General features: G+C 72.7%; 20 protein-coding genes and 1 tRNA gene. 6 read left to right on the plus strand and 15 right to left on the minus strand.

Annotated elements, in window-relative coordinates; all coding sequences use genetic code 11:
• Positions 1-274: 274 nt before the first annotated feature.
• The gene (locus tag AN218_RS05800; protein WP_070015536.1) at positions 275-946 is read right to left on the minus strand and encodes a hypothetical protein; all 672 of its coding nucleotides are present in this window, start codon (positions 944-946) and stop codon (positions 275-277) included.
• A gap of 47 nt (positions 947-993) precedes the next feature.
• Here AN218_RS05800 and AN218_RS05805 point away from each other — a divergent pair, with 47 nt between their 5' ends.
• Positions 994-1182 (plus strand): DUF5703 family protein, encoded by a 189-nt coding sequence (locus AN218_RS05805; protein WP_037976561.1) that lies wholly within the window; start codon positions 994-996, stop codon positions 1180-1182.
• A 97-nt stretch (positions 1183-1279) separates the two neighbouring features.
• Here AN218_RS05805 and AN218_RS05810 read toward each other — a convergent pair whose 3' ends face one another.
• From AN218_RS05810 to AN218_RS05820, 3 genes are all read right to left on the minus strand, one after another.
• Positions 1280-1978, minus strand: coding sequence for a chaplin (locus AN218_RS05810; RefSeq protein WP_070015537.1), 699 nt, complete (start codon positions 1976-1978; stop codon positions 1280-1282).
• Positions 1979-2151: 173 nt separating this feature from the next.
• The gene (locus AN218_RS05815; RefSeq protein WP_070015538.1) at positions 2152-2382 is read right to left on the minus strand and encodes a chaplin; all 231 of its coding nucleotides are present in this window, start codon (positions 2380-2382) and stop codon (positions 2152-2154) included.
• Between the two features lie 208 nt (positions 2383-2590).
• Entirely contained in the window at positions 2591-3925 is a 1335-nt protein-coding gene (locus AN218_RS05820; protein WP_070015539.1) for a M20/M25/M40 family metallo-hydrolase, read from the minus strand.
• A gap of 165 nt (positions 3926-4090) precedes the next feature.
• Between AN218_RS05820 and AN218_RS05825 the strand changes: the two genes are divergently transcribed.
• Positions 4091-4175, plus strand: a tRNA-Leu gene (locus tag AN218_RS05825).
• A 344-nt stretch (positions 4176-4519) separates the two neighbouring features.
• Here the strand turns inward: AN218_RS05825 and AN218_RS05830 are convergent.
• From AN218_RS05830 to AN218_RS05840, 3 genes are read right to left on the minus strand one after another with little or no spacing between them, the layout of a single operon-like run.
• The gene (locus AN218_RS05830; protein WP_070015540.1) at positions 4520-6670 is read right to left on the minus strand and encodes a xanthine dehydrogenase family protein molybdopterin-binding subunit; all 2151 of its coding nucleotides are present in this window, start codon (positions 6668-6670) and stop codon (positions 4520-4522) included.
• Positions 6667-7677, minus strand: coding sequence for an FAD binding domain-containing protein (locus AN218_RS05835; RefSeq protein WP_070015541.1), 1011 nt, complete (start codon positions 7675-7677; stop codon positions 6667-6669). The genes AN218_RS05830 and AN218_RS05835 overlap by 4 nt, the downstream gene beginning before the upstream one ends.
• Entirely contained in the window at positions 7674-8267 is a 594-nt protein-coding gene (locus AN218_RS05840; RefSeq protein WP_070015542.1) for a (2Fe-2S)-binding protein, read from the minus strand. The genes AN218_RS05835 and AN218_RS05840 overlap by 4 nt, the downstream gene beginning before the upstream one ends.
• Before the next feature lie 253 nt (positions 8268-8520).
• Between AN218_RS05840 and AN218_RS05845 the strand changes: the two genes are divergently transcribed.
• Positions 8521-9099, plus strand: a complete 579-nt coding sequence (locus tag AN218_RS05845) for a TetR/AcrR family transcriptional regulator (protein WP_070015543.1) — start codon at positions 8521-8523, stop codon at positions 9097-9099.
• 36 nt (positions 9100-9135) lie between these two features.
• On the opposite strand, the gene AN218_RS05850 is transcribed toward AN218_RS05845, so the two are convergent.
• Positions 9136-9708, minus strand: coding sequence for a dihydrofolate reductase family protein (locus tag AN218_RS05850; protein ID WP_070015544.1), 573 nt, complete (start codon positions 9706-9708; stop codon positions 9136-9138).
• A gap of 154 nt (positions 9709-9862) precedes the next feature.
• Here AN218_RS05850 and AN218_RS36005 point away from each other — a divergent pair, with 154 nt between their 5' ends.
• Positions 9863-10075 (plus strand): hypothetical protein, encoded by a 213-nt coding sequence (locus tag AN218_RS36005; protein WP_141747487.1) that lies wholly within the window; start codon positions 9863-9865, stop codon positions 10073-10075.
• Positions 10076-10104: 29 nt separating this feature from the next.
• Entirely contained in the window at positions 10105-10716 is a 612-nt protein-coding gene (locus tag AN218_RS05860; RefSeq protein WP_070015546.1) for a Rossmann-fold NAD(P)-binding domain-containing protein, read from the plus strand.
• A gap of 238 nt (positions 10717-10954) precedes the next feature.
• Here the strand turns inward: AN218_RS05860 and AN218_RS05865 are convergent, their stop codons facing one another.
• From AN218_RS05865 to AN218_RS05875, 3 genes are all read right to left on the minus strand, one after another.
• Positions 10955-11341: a hypothetical protein gene (locus AN218_RS05865; protein ID WP_070015547.1), complete on the minus strand. Its 387-nt coding sequence runs from the start codon at positions 11339-11341 to the stop codon at positions 10955-10957.
• 69 nt (positions 11342-11410) lie between these two features.
• Positions 11411-12787, minus strand: coding sequence for an SLC13 family permease (locus tag AN218_RS05870; protein ID WP_070015548.1), 1377 nt, complete (start codon positions 12785-12787; stop codon positions 11411-11413).
• A 15-nt stretch (positions 12788-12802) separates the two neighbouring features.
• Positions 12803-13990 (minus strand): CaiB/BaiF CoA transferase family protein, encoded by a 1188-nt coding sequence (locus tag AN218_RS05875; RefSeq protein ID WP_070015549.1) that lies wholly within the window; start codon positions 13988-13990, stop codon positions 12803-12805.
• A 181-nt stretch (positions 13991-14171) separates the two neighbouring features.
• Here AN218_RS05875 and AN218_RS05880 point away from each other — a divergent pair, with 181 nt between their 5' ends.
• Entirely contained in the window at positions 14172-15056 is an 885-nt protein-coding gene (locus tag AN218_RS05880; protein ID WP_171908613.1) for a LysR family transcriptional regulator, read from the plus strand.
• A gap of 34 nt (positions 15057-15090) precedes the next feature.
• Here the strand turns inward: AN218_RS05880 and AN218_RS05885 are convergent, their stop codons facing one another.
• The 4 genes from AN218_RS05885 to AN218_RS05900 form a co-directional block, all read right to left on the minus strand.
• Positions 15091-15783: a DUF1028 domain-containing protein gene (locus AN218_RS05885; RefSeq protein WP_070015551.1), complete on the minus strand. Its 693-nt coding sequence runs from the start codon at positions 15781-15783 to the stop codon at positions 15091-15093.
• 94 nt (positions 15784-15877) lie between these two features.
• Entirely contained in the window at positions 15878-16351 is a 474-nt protein-coding gene (locus AN218_RS05890; protein WP_070015552.1) for a GreA/GreB family elongation factor, read from the minus strand.
• A gap of 213 nt (positions 16352-16564) precedes the next feature.
• Positions 16565-17824 carry an NAD(P)/FAD-dependent oxidoreductase gene (locus AN218_RS05895; protein ID WP_070015553.1) on the minus strand — a complete coding sequence of 420 codons (1260 nt, stop codon included), beginning with the start codon at positions 17822-17824 and terminating at the stop codon, positions 16565-16567.
• A gap of 168 nt (positions 17825-17992) precedes the next feature.
• Positions 17993-19522, minus strand: coding sequence for a PucR family transcriptional regulator (locus AN218_RS05900; RefSeq protein ID WP_070015554.1), 1530 nt, complete (start codon positions 19520-19522; stop codon positions 17993-17995).
• Positions 19523-19733 lie beyond the last annotated feature (211 nt).

The raw sequence follows: 19733 nt of genomic DNA on the forward strand, positions 1-19733 counted from the left end.
GGCGGTGTCTGGTGCGTGCGGTCGCAAGGCGGAGGTGGGGGCACCCCCGGGCCGTCAGGTCCAGGGGGAGAGAGCGCAGCGGGCTGCGCCGACGATCGGCAACGCAACGAACGTGCGTGCCAGGCGCCGCCGCCCAGACGAGATTTGTCAGACAGACCCTAGGTCGAGCGGAGACGGACGGAAGGGCGGCGCCCGGAGCGGTGCGCCACGGGACACGGGCGTACGCGCCCGTGTACGCAGGGCCGTTCCGGCCGCGGCCCTGTCGCCCCCGCCGTCACTCCTCGTCGTCCAGCTCGATGTCCGCCTCGTCGAAGACTGAGCTGACGTCGAAGCGGCAGATCACCCTTTCGGGGTCGGCCTGCTCGAAGGGGGCCGACAGCCACTCCCCCGGTTCGCTCGGCTCGTCGGCGGCCGTCACCCACAGCGTCGAGTCGCCCTCCTCCAGGCCGAACTCCTTGTGCCGCGTGGCGATTTCGTCCGGCTCGTACTCGCCGAAGAGGATGCCGAGCGCCGCGTGGACGCTGCTGCCCGCCGACGTGCCGGACGGGCCCTCCTCGTCGGCGGAGTCCGGGTCGAGGTCGGTGACGCGCTGGGCCTGCGCCAGGAGGCGCTGGGTCTCCAGCACGGTGTAGTCGCGCCGGATCAGCACGCTCAGGGCGTTGGGGACCTCCGGTCCGGTGTAGGCGGGCATGGAGTCGCCGCCGGGGATCTCGAAGGGGGTGACCTCGTCGTAGGTCTCGTAGAGCAGCTCGTCGTAGGCCTCGCCTGCCGCCGCCAGTTCGTCGAAGGCGGCGTAGACGGCGGTGTCGGCGGCGCCGTTCCCGGCGTCCTTCCCGGCGCCCTCAGCCCGGCGCTCGACCGCTTCGAGGTGCCGGTCCAGCGCGGCTTTCACCGCTTCTGCGGCGGCGCGTACGTCGGCAGCGGTGGGCTGCTCAGCATCAGACATAGTGCAGACGCTATCCGGATACGTCCTCTGCCCGCACAATAGATGAGATGCCGGAATACGAATTTCGCGATGTGTACGTGCCTCGCGGGGTCTCCCGCAAGGCCGCCACCCGACTGCTCACCGACCATGCCGAGTACGGGCACTGGGAGTTGGCCCGTACGCGCCTGTATCCCGACGGCAGCCGCAGGGTGCGGCTGCGCCGCCGGATCATCCGCCAGCTCCACGCGACCTGGTGAGGCTCCCGGCCGGCGGAGGCGGGAGCGGCAGCAGACCACGGCGGAGCGGACACCACCCGTGTGGTGCCCGCTCCGCCGTCTTTCCGGCTGTCTCCGGTCAGCGCCGCGCCATCCGCGCGGCACGACGGTAGAGGACGAAACCGCCGACCAGCAGGCCCGCGCTCAGCGGTGCGCCGTAGGCGATCATGTCGCCCGCACCGGTGTGGGCCAGCTCGCCCGTGACCGGCTCGGACTGGGTCCGTACGTCGGAGGCGGGCGTGGTCTGCGGCGCGGTCCCGTCGTCACCGGGGTTGTCCGCACCGGGGTTCTCGGAGCCCGGGGTGTCCGTCCCGGGCTCGTCCGGGGTGCCCGGGCCCGGGTTGTCCGGCTCGTCGTCGGCGGGCGGGGTGCTCGCCTCGTCGCCGCAGTCGGCGCCACCCGGGGTGTTGCCGATGCCGACCACGCTGACGCTGTTCCCGCACACGTCGACGGGAGCGTTGATCGGCGCCTCGATGTTGTTCCCGGAGCCGATGCCCTCCGAGCCCTGCGCGCTGCCGCTGGTCTGCGACGAACCGCCGCCGCTGCAGTCGACGCCCGAGGACGGGTTGAGAGCACCGAGGACGCTCACGGTGTTGCCGCACACGTCCGCGTCCACGTTCACCGGAACCTGGACGTTGTTGCCCGAAAGGACACCGGGCGAGTTGGCCGCGGACCCCGCGGCTCCCTGGTCGGCGAACGCGGTGCCGCCCGAGAACGTGGCGAGCACTCCGCCCGCCGCGGCCACGGTGATCAGGCCTTTTCTTGTGACCTGGCGCATGATTCTGATTTCCCCTGCCTTGCTTTCTGCCAATGGGTCGTACAAGGGCACACGAGTCGTGGCCGGTTCGCGGACTTCCTGTGTCCGCGCCCGGAAAGGCCGGGAGGCTCACGGCACGCAGCCGCGCGCCGGGCCGCCCGGGCCTCACTTCCTCATGTGGTTGAGGAATGACCTCAGTTGGTGCAGGCGCTGCCGGCAGCCGGGTTCAGCAGACCGATGACGCTCACGGTGTTGCCGCACACGTCGGCGTCGGCGTTCACCGGAACCTGGATGTTGTTCCCCGAGACCAGGCCCGGTGAGTTCGCGGCCGAACCCGGGACGCCCTGGTCGGCGGAGGCGATACCGGCACCCGCGAGCACCAGACCACCGGCGGCAGCCGCAACGGCGGCGACCTTCTTCATCATGAATTCCTCCTAGTTGGCACGCGGTTCAAACTGCGAACCGCACCACCTGTAACGAGGATGGAGGAATGGGGGTACGTGTTGACGCGGGCATTCACCCTTTCCGGGCGCGGGGCACAGGCGCGCGATTCCGGGAGGTGTCCCGTACGGGCGGAGAACCAGGCAGAGTTGAGTTTTCGCCCGTACGGGAATCAGCCCAACTCCCGCCCGTTCAGCACTGATCCAGGAAGCGGTCGAGCACCCGTACGCCGAACTTCAGTCCGTCCACCGGGACTCGCTCGTCGACGCCGTGGAACATTCCGGCGAAGTCCAGCTCCGGCGGCAGCTTCAGCGGCGCGAACCCGAAGCAGCGGATGCCCAGATCGTCGAAGGACTTGGCGTCCGTACCGCCGGAGAGCATGTACGGAACGGCGCGCGCCACCGGGTCCTCGGCCTTCAGCGACGACTGCATCGCGTCCACCAGGGCGCCGTCGAAGCTCGTCTCCAGCGCCTTGTCGGCGTGCACGTCCTCGTGCCGTACGCGCGGGCCGAGGATGCGGTCCAGGTCGGCGAGGAACTCCTCCTCGTGGCCCGGCAGGAAGCGGCCGTCGACATGGGCGGTGGCCTGGCCGGGAATGACGTTCACCTTGTAGCCGGCGCCGAGTTGGGTGGGCGCCGCGGTGTTCTGGAGGGTCGCCCCGATGATCTTGGCGATGCCGCCGAGCTTGGCGAGGGTCTCCTCCATGTCCTCCGGGTCGAGTTCGGTGCCGAGGGCGTCGGAGAGCTCGTCCAGGAAGGAGCGGACGGTCTTCGTCACACGCACCGGGAACTTGTGCCGGCCCAACCGCCCGACGGCTTCGCAGAGTTCGGTGATCGCGTTGTCGTTGTTGGTCATCGAGCCGTGCCCGGCGGTGCCGTCGACGGTCAGCCGCATCCAGTGCATGCCCTTCTGGGCCGTCTCCACCAGATACAGGCGCAGGTTCTCGTTGACCGTGAAGGAGAAGCCGCCGACCTCGCCGATGGCCTCCGTCACACCCTCGAAGAGGTCGGGGTGGTTGTCGACGAGGTGACGTGCGCCGTAGACGCCGCCGGCCTCCTCGTCGGCGAGGAAGGCGAGCACCACGTCGCGCGGCGGCCTGCGGCCGCTGCGCAGCCGGTCGCGTACGACGGCCAGCGTCATGGCGTCCATGTCCTTCATGTCGACGGCGCCGCGTCCCCAGACGCAGCCGTCCGCGATCTCGCCGGAGAAGGGGTCGTGCGTCCAGTCCGCGGCGTTGGCGGGCACGACGTCGGTGTGGCCGTGGATCAGCAGGGCGGGCCGGGAGGAGTCCTCGCCCTCGATACGGGCGACGGCCGAGGCGCGGCCCGGGCTGGACTCGAAGATCTGCGGCTCCAGGCCCACCTCGGCGAGCTTCTCCGCGACGTACTCGGCTGCGGCGCGCTCCCCCGGGCCCTCGTTGCCGCCGTAGTTGCTGGTGTCGATCCGGATGAGGTCACGGCAGAGATCGACGACCTCACTCTCGGCACTCGCTCCGTCACCGGCCGGTGCGGGGGTCGACTGGTTCACACTGCCTCCTCGTATCGCCGTCGGATCCGTCTCCATCCTCCCGCTTGACGGGCGCCTCCCCAAGGGCGGGGAGCGGGAGCCGGGGTGATCCCGTGCGTGATCGGAGCGTCCGCGAGCAGTGTTAAGGTTGGCTCTGCCGCACGCCGGAGGCGGGCGGCGCACCTTGTCGGGGTGGCGGAATGGCAGACGCGCTAGCTTGAGGTGCTAGTGCCCTTTACAGGGCGTGGGGGTTCAAGTCCCCCTCCCGACACCGGTTCAAGCCCCTGTCGGACAGGGGCTTTTCCTGTTTATCCCTGTCGCGTGACCAACCGCGTGACCAACAGGGATGATCTTGGTCGGCTCGCTCCGAAGAGCCTCCCGCAGGTCGCAGCCCCGGTACGGCTGGTTCACCGCCCGGGGCGGCCACGGCGATCTCGACGCCGCCCTCGGACGGCAGCCGGGAGTTGCGCGCGGCCGTCGCCGGGCTCCAGGAGCCGGCCCGTCTCGCCCGGCATCTCCTCGGCGCACTCCGCCACACCGAGCACATCTGACCCACCGCCGACGAGCCGGGGCCCGCGGCCCGAACACACCGCGGGCGCGGGCCCCTTCGCCCCGTCAGCCGCGCCGCGCGCCCGCCCGGTCCTCCTCCGCCCGGAGAATCCGGTCGGGACGGATCGGCAGGTGCCGGTGCCGTACTCCCGTCGCATGCCATACCGCGTTGGCGATCGCCGCCGCGGCGCCCACGATGCCGATCTCGCCGATGCCCTTGATGCCCACCGGATCGTCGGGGTCGACGTCGGTCACCCAGTCCGCCTCGACGTGCGGGACGTCGGCGTTCGCCGCGACGTGGTAGCCCGCGAAGTCGGCGCCCACGGTGGCCCCCGAGGCGTCGTCCCTGGCGGCCTCCTCGTGCAGGGCCATGGAGATGCCCCAGATCATCCCGCCGACCAACTGACCGCGCGCCGTCAGCGGATTGACGATCCGGCCCGCCGCGAAGATGCCGAGCATGCGCCGCACCCGTACCTCGCCCGTGGCGGTGTCGACCGCGACCTCGGCGAACTGCGCCCCGTACGCGTGCCGTTCGGTCTCCGTGAGGGCCCCGATGGCCGCGGCGGTGTCCGAGCGTACGGTGATGCCCTCCGGCGGAACGCTGCCGCCCAGGGCCAGTTGCTCCCGCAGGTCACGCGCAGCGGCCGTCACCGCCCACGCCCACGAGCGGGTGCCCATCGAACCGCCCGCGATCATCGCCTGGCCGAAATCGCTGTCGCCGATCCGTACGCGTACCTGGTCGGTGGGGACCCCGAGCGCGTCGGCGGCGACGAGGGCGAGGGCGGTGCGCGCTCCGGTCCCGACGTCCGCCGCGGTGATCCGTACGGTGAATCCGCCGTCCTGCTCGGCCGTCACGGCTGCCGTGGACGGGATCGCCCGGGAGGGGAAGGAGGCGGCGGCCGTGCCGGTCCCGATCAGCAGGTGCCCTTCCCGGCGTATGCCCGGACGGGGGTCGCGCTCCGCCCAGCCGAACCGGTCGGCGCCCTCGCGGAAGCAGGCGAGGACGTTCCGGGTGCTGAAGGGCAGTCCGGAGACGGGCCCGGTCTCGGGTTCGTTGCGTGCCCGCAGCTCGATCGGGTCGAGGCCGCACTGCTCGGCGAGTTCGTCGAGCGCCGACTCCAGCGCGAACGAGCCCGGTGCCTCGCCCGGCGCCCGCATGAACGTCGGGGTCGGCACGTCCAGCCGCACGAGCCGGTTGGCGGTGCGGTGCGCGGTGGCGTCGTACATCACCCGTGCCACCCCGGCGCTCGGCTCGACGAACTCGTGCACGGTCGAGGTGAGGCTGAGGGAGTCGTGCTCCAGGGCGCGCAGCCGCCCGTCGGCGTCGGCGCCGAGCCGGACCCGCTGCGCCGTGGGGCTGCGGTAGCCGGTCAGCGTGAACATCTGGCGCCGGGTCAGCACGACACGGACCGGACGCTGGAGCACGGTCGCCGCCATCACCGCGGCCACCTGGTGCGCCCGTACCCCCTTGGAGCCGAAGGCGCCGCCGACGTGTTCGGAGCGGACCCGTACGGAGGAGGGGTCGAGCGAGAACAGCTTCGCCAGCTCGTTCACGATCCAGGCGCTGCCCTGGTTCGAGTCGACCAGCTCCAGCCGCCCGCCCTCCCAGCGGGCCGTCGCCGCGTGCGGCTCCATGGGGCTGTGGTGCTCCTCCGGCGTGGTGTACTCCTCGTCCACCACGGCGGCGGACGAGGCGAGTTGGGCCGCCAGGTCGCCCTTCTCCGCCACGTCCGGCTTCTCGGGGCCGCCGGGCGCGTACGCGTCCGGGCGCCCCGCGTCGAACGCGACGTCGTGCGGCTCCTCCTCGTACTCCACGACCAGCGCCTCGGCGGCCTCCCGTGCCTGCTCGGAGGTCTCGGCGACGACGAGCGCCACCGGCCAACCCCGGTGCGGGACACGGTCGTTCTGGAAGACGGCGATCGTCGGGTCCGGCGGTCCCAGCATGCCCGCGTAGTCGGTGTTCACGTGCGGGGCGTTGCCGTGGTGCAGGACGGCGAGCACGCCGGGCATCGCCAGGACGGACGCGGTGTCGACGGGGCGGACGCGGCCCCGGGCGACGGTGGACAACGCCAGCCAGCCGTAGGCGAGTTCGGCGAAGGGGACGTCACCCGCGTAGCGGGCGGTCCCGGTGACCTTCTCGGGACCCTCCACCCGCGTGTGCGGGGAGCCGTGCGCGCCCTCGGCCGGGGGCGTTGTTCCGGTCGTGGCAGTGGTCATCGGGAAGCCCCCTCGCTCAGTTCGGTCAGCACGGCCACCACCAGGTTCCGGATCAGGGTCACCTTGTATCCGTTCCCGGACAGCGGCGCCGCGGCGGCGAGTTCGGCGTCCGCGGCGGCGGCGAAGCCGGCGGCGTCGGCCGGTGCCCCGGTCAGCACCCGCTCGGCCTCGCGGGCGCGCCACGGCCGGGACGCGACCGCCCCGAAGGCCAGGCGCACCTCGTGCACGGAACCCTCCCGTACGTCGAGGGCGGCGGCGACGGAACCGATCGCGAAGGCGTACGAGGCACGCTCGCGGACCTTCCGGTAGCGCGAGTGCGCGGCGACCGGGGCGGGGGGCAGCGTGACGCCGGTGATCAGCGCCCCGGAGGGCAGCGCGGTCTCCACGTGCGGGGTCGAACCGACCGGCAGGTAGAAGTCGGCCATCGGCAGCTCTCCCCGGGAGGGAGCACCTCCGGGCCCGTCCGCCGTCTCGTATGTGACGACCGCGTCGAAGGCGGCCAGTGCCACGCCCATGTCCGACGGGTGGACGGCCACGCAGTGCTCGGAGGCGCCCAGGATCGCGTGGTTGCGGTGCTCGCCCGCGACGGCGGGGCAACCGCTGCCGGGTTCCCGCTTGTTGCACGGCTGGGTCACGTCGCCGAAGTAGCCGCAGCGGGTGCGCTGGAGCAGGTTGCCGCCGACCGTGGCGACGTTGCGCAGTTGCCCCGAGGCACCGGCCAGCACCGCCTGTGTCAACGCCGGGTAGCGGCTGCGGACTTCGGGGTGCGCGGCCAGTTCGCTGTTGGTGACGGTGGCCCCGATGTGCAGGCCGCCGTCCTCTCTCGTCTCGATCCGTCCCAGCGGCAGGCGGCTGACGTCGACGAGCCGCGCGGGCCGCTCGACGCCGGTCTTCATCAGGTCGACGAGGTTGGTGCCGCCGCCGAGGTAGCGCGCGCCGGGTTCGGCGGCGAGCTGCGCGACCGCGCCGGAGACGTCGAAGACGCGCTGGTAGCCGAACTCCCTCATGCGGAGACCTCCGTTGCCGGGTCCGCGGGCTTTTCGGCTATGCCGTCGGGCCTGGTCCCCGTCCGTTCCGCGGCCGCCCGTGTGACGGCCTCGACGATCTGCACGTACGCGCCGCAACGGCACAGGTTGCCGCTCATCCGCTCCCGGATCTCCTCGGGCGTCAGCTCCGGCGGTGCCGCCTCGGTCCGTACGTCGCCGGTGACGGCGCTCGGCCAGCCCGCCGCGTGCTCGTCGAGCATGGCGACGGCCGAACATATCTGTCCCGGCGTGCAGTAGCCGCACTGGTAGCCGTCGAGGTCGAGGAACGCCTGCTGCACCGGGTGCAGTTGGCCGCCCTCGGCCATCCCTTCGATGGTGGTGATGTGACGGCCTTCGGCGGCCACGGCCAACTGCAGGCAGGAGACGGCCCGTTGTCCGTCGATCAGTACGGTGCAGGCGCCGCACTGTCCCTGGTCGCAGCCCTTCTTGGTACCGGTCAGATCGAGGCGCTCGCGCAGGGCGTCGAGCAGGGTGGTGCGGTGGTCGACGAGCAGCGCGTGTTTCTCGCCATTGATGTCCAACGTGATGTCGCTGGACGTCGATGGATCCATGCTCGGCCTTCTTTCGGGTGTCGGAGCGCGTCGGGAACTCTCCCGGAGGCGGCGGATCGCGGGCACGGGGACCGCGCGGGCGGTACGGGGTGAGGACGGCCACGAAAGTGCAGGTGGGGCAGGAGCGTTGAGGGCGTCTGCGGGTAAGGTGGACCTAACCCAACCGGACAACTGTCCGTTGATCTCGAAACGTACCGGACAATTGTCCGCTTCAGCAAGCCCAGTTCCGGCCGAGAGACCGCGAGGAGGACGAGTGCACCAGGGGAAAGAGGTATCGCTGCGCTCAGACGCACAACGAAATCGCGAGCGCATCCTCGACGTGGCACTGGCGGAGCTGACGCGCTCCGCGGACGTCCCGCTCAGTGCGATCGCGAAGAAGGCATGCGTCGGACAGGCCACCTTCTACCGGAACTTCCCCAGCCGCGAGGCGCTCGTACTGGAGGTCTACCGCCACGAGATGCAGCAGGTCGCCGACGCCGCGACCCACTTGGCGGCCACACGCGAGCCCGACGTCGCCCTCCGGGAGTGGATGGACCACCTCGCCCGGTTCGCCATGGCGAAGGCGGGCCTGGCGGACGCGATCCGCCAGGCCGCCGGCGCCCCGGGCGACCACGGGAAGCCCGGGCACGGCCCCGTGACGTCGGCCGCGGAGAGTCTGCTCCGGACCGGCGAGGAGGCCGGCACCATCCGCCCGGGAGTCACCGCGGACGACTTCTTCCTCGCCATCGCGGGACTGTGGCAGGTCGACCCGCACGGCGACTGGCAGCCCCGTGTCGGCCGGCTCCTCGACCTCGTCATGGACGGGCTGCGGGCGGGAGCGCCCGACCGCTGAACGGGCCGCCCGGCGCCCGCCGTTGACCCGCTCCGCTCAGTGCAGCGTGGGCCGGTAGACCAGCTCCTGGATGTGCCCGTCCAGCGTCCGCTGCTCGATCAGCTCCAGGTCGAAGTCGGCCGCGCCCCGGAATACCGGGTCGAGCCCGGTCCGGCCGGTGATGACGGGGAAGAGCGTCACCTGCACCCGGTCGACCAGTCCGGCGGCCATCAGCGCCCGGTTCATCGACAGGCTGCCGTGCGAGCGCAGCGGCACCGGGGACTCCTCCTTGAGCCGGGCGACGACGTCGACGGCGTCCCCGCTCACGACGGTCGCGTCCGGCCAGTCCAGGGGCTCCTCCAGGGTCGTCGAGATCACCGTCGCCGGCAGGTTCCACAGCCGGGTGACCCACGGGTCGCGTACCTCGGGCTCCTCGCCCGACGCCAGCATCCGCGCGAACGCCCGGTAGGTGGCCGCGCCGAGGACCATCCGCTGGTCCGCGCCGTACAACGCGCAGCGGTGGTCGAGCAGTTCGGGCCCCTGCTTGCCCCAGTAGCCGCTCCAGTCGGCAGCGGCGGCACCGTAGCCGTCGAGGCTGGAGAAGACATCGAAGGTGTAGGTGGCGGTCATGTCGTTCCCCTCGCATGCTGTTGACCGGGCCTCTGCCGACCGGGCCTCCGGGGCACGGACCGCCGACCGCCACGGGACTCATCGCCTGACCCGGGGCATCTGTGCACGGGAACGTGAGGACTCCGCCGTTCACGCGCGGCTGCTCGGACTGGAGTTGTTCCGACGCGACCGGCTCACGAGCAGCGCCGGAGAGGCCGAACTGCCGGCCTCCATCGGTGCGGAGGAGGTGCTGGCGGTGGCCCGTGCGGTGCTGTGCCCGGAGGAGGGCCGCTGCATACTCGTCGGGCCGGGGAGCGACGACGGACTGCCCGCCCTCGGGCAGCGCCCCTGGCAGACAGCCGCCCCGGTCGCCGCACCGTCCGGATGACTCCCGCGCCGAGCCCGAGGAGACCGTTCATGGCCCCCGCCTCTCCGCACGCCTCACCCCCAGCGTTCGCACCGGACGGCGGCCCCTCGTCCGGCCCCGCGCTGGTCGTGGGAGGGACGGGCATGCTCGCGGGAGTCGTGCGCGGCCTGGTGCGCGCCGGCCGGCGTACGGCCGTGGTCGCGCGGAGCGCGGCACGCATCCGGAGCGTCGCTGCCGGGACGGACGACCCGGCGAAGGTGCTGGCGGTACCGGCCGACTACACGCGCCCGGAGACGCTGGAGACCGCGCTCGGTCAGGCGCTCACGGCCGGCGAACGGTTCACGGCAGCAGTCCTGTGGGTGCACGGCTCGCACCGTCCCGTCGTCCACGGGCTGCTGGCGGACCGGCTCGCTCCGGGTGCCCTCCTGGTGGACGTCCTGGGCAGCGCGGTCCTCGACCCCTCGCGCGGCCCGCTGCGCAGACCGGCGTACGCGGTTCCCGGCGCGGCGTACCGGGCGGCGGTTCTCGGCTTCGCGGACGGCACGGACGGCACGCGCTGGCTGACGCACGCGGAGATCAGCGACGGAGTCCTCGCCGCTCTTGAGGAAGGGCCCGAGGCGCCGCCGGCACGGGTCGTCGGCCGTGTCGAACCCTGGGCGTGACCGCCCACGTGACAGGGCTGGCCGGGAGGCCCGTCAACCTCATGTCTTTCAGGGCCGTTTGGCCAGGTCGGTGCCTCAAGGAGCAACGACGGAGCCGGTGTCGGGACGGAGAGTTCAAGTCCCCCTCCCGACACCGGTTCAAGCCTCTGTCGAACAGGGGCTTATTTCTTGGCAGTTGAGGCCCGGGAGAGAAGCCGCGCGGCTTCTCGCCCGGGAGGCGGCGTAGCGGACGGTCGCGTCACAGCAGCCAGCCGGGGGTGATGTCCGCCTCGCTGATCGGTGGGCCGAACTCGAAGCCGTGGCGGCCGGGATGGCCCTCCGGCAGACCGCACGCGTCCTCCTGCACCGTCCCCGCGAGGAAGCGCTCCGGGCAGGGCGGCAGGGGCAGGATCTCCCGGCGCGAGTCGTACTCGGCGCCCTCCGCCCAGCGCAGCCACAGCGTCACGGGCGGCACCCCGTCGCCACCGCGCAGTGCTTGGGCGAGCGTGAGGTGCAGCCCGGAGTGGCCGGCCTCGAGCATGCACCACAGGGCCGGTTCGGGTTCGAGGCCGCCGTCCTGGAGGAGGCGGTCTTCTTCGTCGAGAATGAGCGTCCTCGCCGGACACGAGACCTGATACACAGACACACCGCCACTATGCCTCCGCCACGGGGCTCGACACGACCCCGCCTGACGGGTCGTGGGGCGACGCCTCCCTCACCACCAGCCGAACGCCAGCCAGGCGAGCAGCGGCGCGACGACGATCGAGACGATGCCGTACGTGAGGAGCTGGCGGAACAGGCGGGGGCGCACGGAGGGTTCGGCCGCGCCGAGGATCAACCCGCCGGTGATGCCGAGCGGGTTGATGTCGACCAGTACCGAGGCCAGTGCCAGGGCGAGCACGCCGCCGACCGGTGAGAGGCCGCTCTCCACCAGCGGGGGCAGCAAGGGCATGGCCGTCACGAACACCGCGATGGAGCTGGCCGCGAACGAGGTGATGCCCGCGATGTAGCAGAGCACCAGCAGGCTGAGCACCGGCGACCCCTCGACCTGGAGCATGTCGCTGATCTGCTTGAACGCGCCGAGGTGCTCCATCAGTCCCACGTACGTCAGCAGGCCGCCGATCAGCAGCACCACGCCCCACGGGATGCGGGAGACGATCTCTCCGGGCTCCAGGCGGAGCACGAGTTGGAGGAGGATCGCGGCGGTGAGGCCGAGGTAGCCCACGTTCATCTCGAAGCCGACGGACAGGACGACGACGGCGAGCAGGCAGAGCACCGTGAGGGTGCGGGCGGCACGGGCCGTGCGGGGTGCCGGTGTCGTCTCGGGCGGTGCGGAGACCGGGGCCGCCACCGCGGTGCCCGCCCCCGTACCGGAGGTGCCGGCCGTCGTACCGGAGGTGCCGGACGGGGCTGCCGTACCGGGCGTCTCCGCCGTGCCCGCCGGGCCGGTGGCCGCGGACGCTGTGGTGGTACGGCCGCGCGGTACGGCGCCGGTCCGCCAGGCGACGAGCAGACAGACGGCACAGACGACCAGCCCCGTCAGCAGCCCGCCGAGCAGGAAGGTCACCGAGGCCGACCCGGGCAGGGCGATGCCGGACTTGGTGCTCAACTCCCGTGCGGTGACGCCGTAGACGGCGAGCGGCGAGAGCAGTCCGCTGATGATTCCGGTGACGCCGAGGACGGCCGCGACCAGCGGTGAGATCCCGTACCGGGCGGCGAGGCCGAGCGCGATCGGGGCGACGATGGCGGTCGCCGCCGCCGGCAGGGTGCCGACCGCGGTCAGCACGGCGCCGATGACGAACGGCACGAGCGCCACCAGCACCAGCCGTCCGCCGACGAGCCGTAGCAGCAGATCGAGCAGCCAGTCGAGGGTTCCGTTGACCTGGGCCGCGGCGAACAGGGCGGTCACGCCGACGATGAGGACGAAGAAGTCGGCCGGGAAGAACCCCGTCACCTTGTCCGCCGGCACACCGGCGGCGAGACCGAGGAGGAACGCGGCGGACAGGGCGCCCAGCCCCAGGTCGAAGCCGCGTATGAGGGTCGCCGCGAACAGGGCGACCAGGACGACGATGGACAGCACTGCGACAGTCATGGGCCAGCTCTCTCCTCAGACCACTCCTCGGTGGCGCAGATCATCGATCTCAGGTCCCGTCAGCCCGGCGAGCTCCCGCAGCACTTCGGCGGTGTGCTGGCCGAGGGCCGGCGCGTCACCGCCGACCGTGCCGTCGAAGCCCGAGAAGCGGCCGGCCGGGGCCTGCATGAGGCGGGGGCGTCCCCCGTCCTCGTCCGGTGTCTCCACCACCGACCCGCGGGCGCGGATGTGCGGGTCGGCGCAGATGTCCGCCGCGGAGTTCACCGGTCCCGCGGCCACACCGGCCGCCACGAGCCGGGACATCAGCGGTTCCAGGTCGTGGTCCGCGACGAAGGCGGCGACCCGTGCCTCGATCTCCTCGCGGTGCGCGAGCCGTGCCGTCATGGAGTCGAAGACCGCGAGGTCGTCGGCGCCCATCACGGCGATCAGCCGCCGCCACATCTGCTCGGTCGAGGCGGGCAGCGCCAGCCAGCGGCCGTCCCGGGTGCGGTAGAGGCTGTTGGGGCTGATGTGGGGGTTCTCGTTGCCCTGGCGCTCGCGGTTCTCGCCCGTCGCGCCGTACTCGACGACGAAGTCCTCCATCATCCGCAACAGCGGTTCGTAGAGCGGGATGTCGGCGAGCTGCGCCTCTCCCGTACGGTCCCGCTGCCGCAGCGCGAGCAGGGCGGCGAAGGCGGCGTAGATGCCGGTGACCCCGTCGGCCACGGGGTAGCCGGCGAAGACCGGCGCCTGGTCCGGTTCGCCCGTGCGGTAGGTCAGCCCGGCGAACGCCTCGGCGACGCGGGCGAAGCCGGGACGGTCGGCGTAGGGGCCCGTACGTCCGAAGGCGCTCACGTGGACCATCACCAGGTCGGGCTTGTACGCGCGGAGGTCCTCGAAGTCGATGCGGAAGCGGCGCAGCGTCGCCGGACGGAAGTTGGTGACCACGATGTCCGCCGCGGCGGCCAACCGGCCGACCAGTTCCGCCGCTTCGGGACGATGCAGATCCACCGTGACGCTCCGCTTGGTGCGGCCGAGCATCGACCAGGCCGCCGAGACGCCGTCCTCCAGCGGCGGGTAGCGCCGCGCCGGATCGCCCTCGCCGGGAAGCTCGATCTTGATCACCTCGGCGCCGAACTCACCGAGCAGCGAGGACGCCAGCGGGCCGGCCAGGATCGTCGACACGTCCAGGACGCGGACTCCGCTCAGAGGACCACCGGACACTACGTATTCCTTTCAGGGTGAAGACCCGGACCGGGCTCGCGGCCGGAGCCGGGCCGTCCCTGTGATCAGGGGCGGACCAGCCGCCGTCACCAGGGCGCTCCGCACGATGCCCTGCCGTCAGGGCAGTGGGAAGACGCAGTTCCGGTTCACCGGTGAAAGGTTCTGCCTTTATGGTGTGCCGGTGCGCGTGGAGAGAGCGCGGTATTTCCTCGCCGCCGTCGAGACGGGGTCGCTGCGCTCGGCGGCCGTCCGGTGCGGCGTCAGCCAGCCCACCGTCGGCCAGCAGATCGCCCTGCTCGAAGAGGAACTCGACGTCGTGCTGCTCACCCGCAGCCGGCACGGCGTACGTCCCACACCGGCGGGTCAGGCCCTGCTCGAACCGCTGGGCAGGCTCGTCGCCGCCGAGGAGGCGGTGCGGGACGCGGCCATGGAGTCGAGCGCCGCGTACCGGGGCCGGGTCCAGATCGGCGGGGTCTCGGTGACCGCGGAGACGATCATCGCCCCCGTCGTCGGGCACCTCCGCGAGCACCATCCGGGGCTGCGGTTCACCGTCCGCGAGGGGGCGTCGGGCGACATCGAGTCGGCGGTGCTCGACGGCGGGCTGGACTTCGGGGTGATCACCACGCCGATGCGCCCGGCCGCGGCGGGGCTGCACCGGCTGCCTCTGGTGTCGGCTCCCCTGGGGATCCACGCGCGCACCGACCATCCCCTCGCAGGGCGCGGGCATCTGCACTGGCACGACCTGGAGACCTGGCCGCTCGTCACCATGCGGCGGGGCACCGTGATGTGGGAGATGCTGCACCGGCACGTGGCCGAGCCCGACGTCGTCATCCAGGCCATGTCGGCGCGCACCGTCAAGGTGATGGCGGCGCAGGGCGCCGGGCTCGGCCTGCTCGCCGGGGTCGAGACCTCGGCCGACATCCCCGATCTGGTCTGGCTTCCGCTGCGCGACGCGGACCCCGTCCATCTGTGTCTGACGCAGCGGCAGGACGGCCAGCCCTCGCGTTCCGCCCGCATCGTCCGGCAGGCGATACGGGCCAGGGCGGAGGAGCTGCGGGGGCGGTGACCGGGCGCCGGGCGCGGAGGGGCGGTGTCAGAGGTCAGAGGTCGCCGGTGCCGAGGAGGTCCTCGAAACTCCCCGCGGGCCGGTCACGGGTCGGGAGCGCCTCGACGAACGGCAGCAGTTCGGCCGTGACGGCGTCGTGGATCCGGCGCAGTTCGGCCACCGGTTCCGGGTGGTGGTCCACCCTCAAGTCCACGTACGGGTACGGGTGTCCACGGTGCACGTACAGCGCCGCGCTCTGTTCGCCCCGCCGGTCGCCGCCCGCTTCCTGTCCGGCCTCCAGCGCCCGCAGCAGACGCTCGGCGAGCGGCCGCCCGGCGTCTTCCTCGTACCGCTGTGCCATCGCGTCGAGGACCTGGCCGCCGGCGAGGGTGTTCCCGGCGACGGCGTAGCCGTCACCGAGCCGGTGGCCGCTCCACGGATGGGTCTCGGAGCCGGTGTGGGCGGCGGCGCGTCCGTTCTTGTCGACCATCGCCACCTGACGGACGGCCGGGGCGGGATCGGTTCCGAGGACTCCGGCCAGCGCCTCGTCCGCGGGGCGGGAGCGCAGCAACTCCAGCCCGTCCACGCCCAGTAGCGGGTTGATCAGCGCCTGGGTGGCGATCGCTCCGGACTCCGCGTGCGCGAAGACGCTCAGCCCGCCGATGGCCGGCATGCCCGTGCTGGTCGCGACGCCGCACTCACCGGAGGCGGCGTCGTGGGCGACGACGGAGAACGTACCGATGTGCACGGAAGGAACCCCTCTCCGGGAGCACGGTGCGCGGGACCGTACGGAGTGCCGCGCCGAATGGCGCGAGGTGTCTTACGGGACGCCGTACGGGACGTCAGGAGACGGTGCCGGAGCGGTGCTGTCCGTACGGGACGGCCTCCAGCAGTGTGACCGGAAGCTCCCTGCCGCTGGGCACCGGGAAGCTGCGCTGCTCTCCCGGGCGCGCTCCGGTCAGCGCCCGTCCCAGGGGCGAGCCGGGAGAGTAGACCTCGACGTCGCCGTCCTCGACTCCGCGCGCGCCGAGCAGGAACGTCTCGACGTCGCCGGTGTCCTCGTACCGGATGGTGAGCACCATCCCGGGTTCGGCCACGCCGTCGTCGGGCGGCGCCTGGCCGACGACGGCGTTGCTCAGTACGTCCTGGAGGTGCCGGATGCGTGCCTCACGTTCGCGCTGGGCGACCGCCCGGTGCTCGTCGGCTTCGTCGGCCGCGTCGGAGGCCGGGGTGTCCAGCGCGGTCAGCGTGGCGAGTTCGGTACGCAGCCGCTCGTAGGCGTGCGGCGTCAGCCACGTACGTCGGGCGTCGGTCATCGGTGTCCTCCTGGACGGTTCGGTGGCCGGCGGCGTCGTGACGCCGTCGGCTCGGCACGCCGCGGGGCAGCGTCGCGTGCCTCTCACGGAGAGGGGGCCGGCGTACGACGAGCGCTCGCCGGCGGGCGGTTCGCCACGTCCACGGAAGGCGGCCGTCGGCAGGGCGGCCGACGCGGCGAACGGTGCCGGTGGCTCCCGCCGGCGAGGCCCGGGTCAGCGCAGCGGGTCGAACTCCCGCAGCGACGCCGCCGGTTCGCCGGTGGTGATCTGCTCGGCGAGGAGCCGCCCGGTCAGGGGGCCGTGCGTGAGTCCCCACATTCCGTGCCCGCCGGCGACGTAGACACCGGGGGTACGGGTCGCGCCGATCACCGGACGTCCGTCCGGCGTCACCGGTCGCGGCCCGACCCAGACGTCCTTGCGCTCCTCCCACCGCAGCCCGTCGAGCACCGGACGTACCGATTCCACGATGGCGTCGGTCCGTGCGGGCGCGGCGGGTGCGTCGGCGGCACGGAACTCCATCGTGCCCGCGACGCGCAGACCGCCCTGGTACGGAGTGCAGGCCACGCGGACTCCGGGCAGATAGACCGGGCCCGGGGCCGGCCGGTCCAGCGGGACGGTGAAGGAGTAGCCGCGGCCCGCCCGTACCGGCACGCGGACCTTGTGCCGGGCGGCCAGCCGCGACAGCCACGCGCCGGTGGCGAGGACCACGGCGTCGGCCGTGACGGTCTGGCCGTTGGCGCGGTGGACGCTCACGCGGGAGCCGTCGGCGCGGGCGTCGACGACCTCGAAGGTGCGGATGGTGGCGCCGCGGGCCACGACCGAGCGGGCCAGTGCGTGGACGTACGCGCCGGGGTCGATGTAGCGCTGTCCGTCGATGCGCACTCCGGTGGTGAGCGCGGGCGAGGCCAGCGGGACGTACTCCCGCAGTTCGTCTCCGCTCAGTTCGGCGTGGTCGACCTTCTGCCCGGCGTCGGCGAGCCGCCGCAGCTCCTGCAGCAGATGCCGCGCTTCGTCGCGGCTGCCGAACGCCGCGGTGATCGGCGCCTCGATCGTCGGTGCGCTCACGCCCTCGGCGGCGAGCGTGTCGAAGGCCGCGACGCACTCGTCGTTCAGCGGGAGGTTGGCGCGCACCGCCCGAGTCCACGACGACCAGCGGCAGTTGGCGGCGAACGCGGCCAGGAAGCGCCACAGGCCCGGGTCGGCGGTGAAGGGGATGTGCAGCGGAGCCGTACGGTTCAGCAGCGAACGCAGTCCGTAGCGCAGTACGGACGGTTCGTTGAGCGGGATGGCGAGGCCGGGCGCGATCCATCCGGCGTTGCCCCAGGAGGCTCCGGTGGCGACGCCGGAGCGGTCCACCACCGTGACCTCGACGCCACGTTCCTGCAGGAACCACGCCGTCGACAGCCCCACGATGCCCGCGCCGACCACGATCGCCGACTGCGGGGCGCCACCGCTCGGTGGGACGCCGCCCATACAGAACCTCCACGCTCGAACACGATCTACCGAGATCAGCATCGCCCGGAGAGGGCACCGGCCCGTTGTCCGAGCGCGATAATCGCGGGGCCTCCGGTTGTGCCGTCCCCACTGCGCGTACAGGTGCGGGCCGGGGGCGCAGTGGGGACGGCGCGTCCGGACGGGTCGCTACCGTGCGAACGGCTCGTCGTCCGCGGCGAGTTCGATCATCATCGCCAGCCGCTTGCGTTCGTCCCCCAGATCGAGCGGGGTGACCGTGGCCATCTTGCGGAGCCGGTTGCGGACGGTGTTCTGGTGGACGCCGAGGTGCCGGCTCGCCGCCGCGAGGTCGCCCTGAGCCGCCAGCCACGCCTGAAGCGTCGCCACGAAGCGGGTCGCGTGCTCGCGGTCGTGGCGGCGCAGCTCCGCGATCGGTCCCCGTGCCGGGTCGCGTCCCGTACGGGCGGCGGCCCGCAGCCGCTGGAGCAGGATGTCGTGCCAGGACTCGTCGTAGACGACGGCGTCGGTGCCGGGCGGGCGGCGCTCGTGCAGCGCGAGACATTCGTCGGCTTCCTGCCGTGCGGCCGGGAGTTCGGCAGTGGCCGCGGCGCTGACGCCGGCCGACACCGTCACCTGACCGGGCAGCGCACCCCGCAGGGCGGCGACCCAGCGCACGGCCGCGGTCGCGGTCTCGCCGGGCAGCACGGTGTACAGGGTGGTGCCTTCCAGCGCGCTGCGCCCCGGCCGGGACCAGCCGAAGCCGGTCGTGGCCCGTTCGAAGGCGAGCAGCAGCGACGCGTGCCGTTCCGCCGGGACGTCCGCGCGGACCGCGATCACCCGGACCGGACCCGGCGGAAGACCGAGCCGGCTCATCACGGTCGCGGCGTCCGCGGTCCCCTCCATCAGCCGCAGCACCAGATCCGACTCCACCTGCCGTTCCAGGTCCGCGCTCGCCCGGGACCGGAGCAGGTGCAGCGCCACGGTGCGCGCCCCGTCGACCAGTGCCCTGCGGTGCGCTCCCTCCAGTGGCCGGGACGAGGTGACCCACACCGAGCCCAGCAACTCCCGCCCCGCGCGCACCGCGACGACCATCCGCCCGGTCAGGCCCAGCCCGGTGTCCGGTGCCACGAACAGCGGCTCGTCCGAGGCCGCGAGATGCTCCGAGACCCCGCGGGCGTCGAAGAGCGCGCGCAGTCGCTCCGGTGCCTGCCGTCCGAGGATGGTCTCCACCCGCGCCGGATCGGCGTGCTGCTGGAGGCTCGAATAGGCCAGCACGCGGGCGAGGCGGTCCTCGATGGTCACGGCGCCGCCGATCGCGTCCGCGAGGCTGTCCGCCAGCGCGAAGAGATCCGTCGGGCCGCGCCCCGACTCGGTCTCCCGTCCCTCCAGCACCAACCCGTAGACGACGCCCGCCAGTTCGCTCCAGGAGACCGACGCGTCGACGGCCAGTACGGCGACGCCCGCGCCGGCGGCGGACTCCCGGCCGTCGGCGTCGGCGCGTACCAGTACGGCCGTGGCCCGCGCCGCCTCGGCCCATCCCACCGCCTCCTCGGCCGTGCGCGCGCCCACGGCCAGCAGCACGTCGCCCGACGCCGGGCGTCCGCCGACCGTCTCGGGCAGCACGACGCTGCGCAGTTCCGTCGTACGGGCAGGGGGGCAGACGGACAGCCGGACGCCGTATCCGCCCAGCACGTTGACCATGCGGTCCAGCCTCACCATGTGCGCTTCCCCAACTCCGAACCCGATCCGACGCACCGGAGGCCGACGAGCACGGCGGCGTCGACCGCGGCTCGTCAGCGCGTGGGCACGGTCCGCAGCCGGGAGCGGTCGCGGAGGTGCCCCGATGTGAGCCGATGTGAGCCGGCCGGTGTGCGGCCGAGCGTAACGGTGCGGCCTCCCGGTGCCGGTGACGCGGGCGGCGTCGCGGGCG

This window comes from Streptomyces nanshensis (assembly GCF_001751255.1).
GTDB lineage: Bacteria > Actinomycetota > Actinomycetes > Streptomycetales > Streptomycetaceae > Streptomyces > Streptomyces nanshensis_A.